At 69.3% G+C, this 4,667-nt stretch carries 5 protein-coding genes; 3 read left to right on the forward strand and 2 right to left on the reverse strand.

Going from position 1 to position 4,667, the window contains the following annotated elements:
- Positions 1-152 precede the first annotated feature (152 nt).
- The gene (locus tag ACR2JA_RS14475) at positions 153-1,190 is read right to left on the reverse strand and encodes a cupin domain-containing protein (protein WP_434009782.1); all 1,038 of its coding nucleotides are present in this window, start codon (positions 1,188-1,190) and stop codon (positions 153-155) included.
- Between the two features lie 114 nt (positions 1,191-1,304).
- Here ACR2JA_RS14475 and ACR2JA_RS14480 point away from each other — a divergent pair, with 114 nt between their 5' ends.
- Together ACR2JA_RS14480 and ACR2JA_RS14485 are read left to right on the forward strand one after the other, a co-directional pair.
- Positions 1,305-1,784 carry a MarR family winged helix-turn-helix transcriptional regulator gene (locus tag ACR2JA_RS14480; RefSeq protein ID WP_434009783.1) on the forward strand — a complete coding sequence of 160 codons (480 nt, stop codon included), beginning with the start codon at positions 1,305-1,307 and terminating at the stop codon, positions 1,782-1,784.
- A gap of 8 nt (positions 1,785-1,792) precedes the next feature.
- On the forward strand, positions 1,793-2,488 hold the full coding sequence (locus ACR2JA_RS14485; protein WP_434009784.1) for an SDR family oxidoreductase: 696 nt from the start codon (positions 1,793-1,795) through the stop codon (positions 2,486-2,488).
- Between the two features lie 15 nt (positions 2,489-2,503).
- Here ACR2JA_RS14485 and ACR2JA_RS14490 read toward each other — a convergent pair whose 3' ends face one another.
- The gene (locus tag ACR2JA_RS14490; protein ID WP_434009785.1) at positions 2,504-2,881 is read right to left on the reverse strand and encodes a DUF2237 family protein; all 378 of its coding nucleotides are present in this window, start codon (positions 2,879-2,881) and stop codon (positions 2,504-2,506) included.
- Positions 2,882-3,038: 157 nt separating this feature from the next.
- Between ACR2JA_RS14490 and pyk the strand changes: the two genes are divergently transcribed.
- The gene (pyk, locus tag ACR2JA_RS14495) at positions 3,039-4,472 is read left to right on the forward strand and encodes a pyruvate kinase (RefSeq protein ID WP_434009786.1); all 1,434 of its coding nucleotides are present in this window, start codon (positions 3,039-3,041) and stop codon (positions 4,470-4,472) included.
- The last annotated feature ends 195 nt before the right edge of the window (positions 4,473-4,667 follow it).

A 4,667-nucleotide genomic window follows, 5' to 3' on the forward strand; every position in this document is an offset into this window, starting at 1 on the left:
GCGGGCGGGGTGAAGAGGTAAGTGGGCATGGTGAACAAAGGAATGGGGGCGGAGTGAAGCGCCTCAAACCGGGAACACCGCGGAATCGGCTTTGCCGGGCCGCTGGTGTTGCCCCCTTGAGGGGGTGACGCGCATAGCGCGGCGCGGGGGTGTTACCTCACCTCATACACGCCGAGCTTGCGGTGCAGCGGCGATTCGTCGGCGATGAAGACAAAGGCCGGCTGGTCGGCCGAGCGGTTGCTCAGCGTCACCGGCTCGTAGCCGGGGGCGCAGCAGGTGTCGGCCTCGACCAGTTCAAAGCGTTTGCCGCAGGTGGACACGTCCACCGCACCTTCGATCAGGTGGAACACCTGCGCCGGCGAACGCGCGGGCAGCGCCAGCGTCTGGCCGGGCTTGAGCATCAGCGCGTAGAAGCCCAGGATGTTCTCGGCGTCGTCGCCCGTTTCCGGGTTGACGTAGGTGACCTGCACGCAGTCGAGCTGCGGCTCGTTGGCGGCCATTTCCACCAGCGCGGCGCGCGTGGCGCTCCAGGGGTAGCGCAGCATCGGGTAGCGCTTGTCGCTGCGGCGGAACACCTGCGTGGGCACCACGCCGGCGCGGGTCCAAGCGCGGTCGCCGCTGCCTTGTTTGACGGTTTGGCGCGAGCCGTTGATGTGGTAACTCGCCTCCATGTAATAGACCAGCGGCAGGTCCAGCACATCCAGCCACACCACCGGGTCGCTGCCGTCGTGGCCGTGCTCGTGCCACAGCCCGGTGGGAGTCAAGATCAGGTCGCCGCGGCGCATCGGGCATTTCTCGCCGTCCACCGTGGTGTAGGCGCCTTCACCCTCCACGATCATGCGCACGGCGTTGGGCGTATGGCGGTGGCTGGGCGCCCATTCGCCCGGCAGCAGCAGCTGCATGCCCAGGTAGATGGCGGGGCTGGCCTTCATGTTCTCCAGGCCGTGGCCGGGATTGGCCAGCACCAGCACGCGGCGCTCGGCCTTCTCGATCGGGGTCAGCTCGCCGGCCTTCAGCAGCAGCGGCTTGAGCGTGGCGTAGGGCCAGTGCACGGCCTGTGTGGCGCGGGTGGGCACACCCGGCGGCAGCACCGCGCGCAGGCTGGGCCACAGCGGCACCAGGTTGAGGTTTTTCAGGTCGTCGCGGTAGTCCTGTGGCAGGTCTTCCAGGCGGCCGAGTTCGTGGCTCATGGACTTGTCTCCTTGCGATGGGGCCGGTCTGGCTGCACGCTAATAATCAGTGTGCTGATCATAAGAGCGCTGCTAAACTGGGTCAACAGCCGCCCACTCACTGCCCTCGCTCACATGGACTCCCTCGACACCACCGGGCTCGACATCGACCAGCATCCCGGCTTCGCGATCCGGCGTCTGCACCAGATCTCGGTCGGCATCTTTCTGCAGGCGGTGGGTGATCTGGGGGTCACGCCGGTGCAGTACGCCGCCTTGCGGGTGGTGGCCCAGCAGCCTGGCATCGACCAGCGCACGCTGGCCCGGGCCATTGCGCTGGACACCTCCACCACCGGTGGCGTGGTGGACCGGCTCGAAGCCCGCGGCTGGCTGGAGCGGCGCCTCTCACCCGACGACCGCCGCGCGCGCCAACTGTTCCTCACCCCCGAGGGCCAGCAAGGCCTGGCCGACACCTTGCCGGGCGTGCAGCGCTCGCAGGAACAGGTGCTGGCGCCGCTGACGCCCCGCCAGCGCATCGAGTTCATGCGCCTGCTGCGGCTGCTGGTGACACAGAACAACGAGCTCAGCCGCGCGCCCGGCGGCGAGGCGGCGCGATGAGCGTCCGCATGGCGTCTCTGCGCGAGGGCTACGCCGCCCTCGTGTTCGGTGCCAGCGGTGCGCTGGGCGCGGCGTTTGTGGCCGCGCTGCAGGACGATCCGCGTTGCGCCCGCGTGACCGGCCTCTCGCGCCAGGGCGACCCCGCGCTGGAGCTGGGCAGCGAAGCCAGCATCGCCGCCGCCGCGGGCCGGCTGATGCCGCAGGGTCCGTTCCACCTGGTGGTGGACGCGACCGGGGCGCTCACGCTCGACGGCCGCGGTCCCGAAAAGCGCCTGGACGAACTCAACGCCGACGCGCTGCAACGCGCGCTGCAGGTCAACGCCGTGGGCCCGGCGCTGCTGCTCAAGCACTTCGCGCCGCTGCTGGCCAGCGGCGAGCGGGTGGTCTGGGCCAAGCTGTCGGCGCGGGTCGGCAGCATCGAAGACAACCGCAAAGGTGGCTGGTACGGCTACCGGGCGGCCAAGGCCGCGCTCAACCAGCTGCTGCAGACCGGCGCCATCGAACTGGCCCGCCGCCGGCCGGACCTGGTGGTGGCCGCTCTGCAGCCGGGCACGGTGCGTTCGGCGCTGAGCCGGCCGTTTGTGGGTGACGCGGCCATGGACCCGGCCGAATCGGCGCAGCGCCTGCTGGCCGTGCTCGACGGCCTGCCCGCCACCGGGCGCGCGCACTTCGTGGACCACCAGGGGCAGTCCATCCCCTGGTGAACCTGGCGTCGCCGTTCAGGCGCTGCGTGTGGCCGGCAGCGCGTGGGCCTGCAGTTGCGCCAGCTCCACAAAGTCAAGCACGCGGGCGTGGGTCGCTTCCAGGTGCACAGGCGGGGCCACGCCGGCGTCCAGCGCTTCCTTCCAGCGCAGCGCGCACAGGCACCAGCGGTCGCCGGGTTTGAGGCCAGCGAAGCGGAACTCGGGTCGTGGCGTCGTCAGGTCGTTGCCGCGTTCGAGCGAAAAGCGCAGGAAATCGGCCGTGACGCGGGCGCACACGACGTGGCTGCCCAGGTCGTTGGCGTCGGTGGTGCAGCAGCCGTCCCGGAAATACCCGGTCAGCGGATCGAAGGAGCAGGCCTGCAGTTCGGTGCCCAGGACGTTGAGGTGTGGCATGGCGGGAGCAAAGGTGTTCGAGGCCCGCATGGTGTCACGGTTGCCATGGCCCGGTGGCGCAGGGGGTTGACCCGTAACCCTGTGGTAACAGGTTTCCAACATAATGCGAAACCAAATTACAACGCCCGACCTGCCATCCCCTGACGGAGACCCTCACATGCCCCAGCGCGCCACCAAAATCGTTGCCACCCTTGGCCCTGCGTCCAGCGATCCCGCCCTGCTCGAAGCCATGATCCGCGCCGGCGTCAACGTCGTGCGTCTGAACTTCTCGCACGGCAAGGCGCAGGACCACATCGACCGCGCCACCCTGGTCCGCGAGGCGGCCCGCCGCGCCGGCCGCGAGGTCGGCATCATGGCCGACCTGCAGGGTCCCAAGATCCGTGTCGGCAAGTTCGCCGAAGGCAAGGTGATGCTCGAACCGGGCCAACCCTTCGTGCTGGACGCCTCGCGCACCGAGCCGGGCGACCTCACGGGCGTGGGCCTGGACTACAAGGAACTGCCGCGCGACGTGAAGGCCGGCGACACCCTGCTGCTCAACGACGGCCTGATCGTCATGACGGTGGACAAGGTGGTGGGCGACGCGGTGTACACGACCGTCAAGCTCGGCGGCGAGCTGTCCAACAACAAGGGCATCAACAAGCAGGGCGGCGGCCTGACCGCGCCCGCGCTGACCGCCAAGGACATGGAGGACATCAAGACCGCCATGAGCCTGCAGGCCGATTACGTGGCCGTGAGCTTCCCCAAGAACGCGACCGACATGGAGCTGGCCCGCCAGCTGTGCAACATGGCCGCGGCGCAGTACAACCACAAGCCCGGCCTGATCGCCAAGATCGAGCGCGCCGAGGCCATCCCCGAGCTGGCCAACATCCTCAAGGTGTCCGACGGCATCATGGTCGCGCGCGGTGACCTGGCGGTGGAAGTGGGCAACGCCGTGGTGCCGGGCCTGCAGAAGCACATGATCAAGCTGGCGCGCCAGATGGACAAGGTGGTCATCACCGCCACGCAGATGATGGAGTCCATGATCGTCAACCCGGTGCCCACGCGCGCCGAGGTGAGCGACGTGGCCAACGCCGTGCTGGACGGTACCGACGCCGTGATGCTCAGCGCCGAGACCGCGGCCGGCAAGTACCCGCTGGAAACCGTGCAGCAGATGGCCGCCATCTGCCAGGCCGCTGAAACGACCGACCACGACCCGCTGGACGACGACTTCATCGACGAGACCTTCACCCGCATCGACCAGGCCATCGCCATGGGCGCGCTGTTCACGGCGCACCACCTGCGCGCCAAGGCCATCGTGGCGCTGACCGAGTCCGGCTCCACCGCGCTGTGGATGAGTCGGCACAGCGTGCGCATGCCCATCTTCGCCGTCACGTCCAAGCTGGCGAGCCAGCGCAAGATGACGCTCTACCGCAACGTGCGCCCGCTGCTGGTGGACACCAGCGCCGACCGCGACACCGCGCTGGCCGAAGCCGAAGCCGACCTGAAGGCGCGCGGCGTGATCCACAAGGGCGACGTGTACGCCATCACCGTGGGCGAGCCCATGGGCACGCCGGGCGGCACGAACACACTGAAGATCATCCGCGCGGGGTAGAGGTAGCCCCCCTGCGCCGCCTTCGGCGTCTTCCCCCCTCTGGCCTGCGGCCGGGGGGGACGCACCCTGTGGCCCGGCAAAGCCGGTTCCACGGGTGCCCTGGTCGCAGACACGTGCGCCGACTGCCAAGCCTCTCCGCCTGCGCCGTTGGGGCATGCCGCTGGCGGTCTGGCACAGCCGGTTCTGCGGCGGCTC

Origin of the sequence: Hydrogenophaga sp., from assembly GCF_051007235.1 — a bacterium.
Classification (GTDB): Bacteria; Pseudomonadota; Gammaproteobacteria; order Burkholderiales; family Burkholderiaceae_C; genus Hydrogenophaga.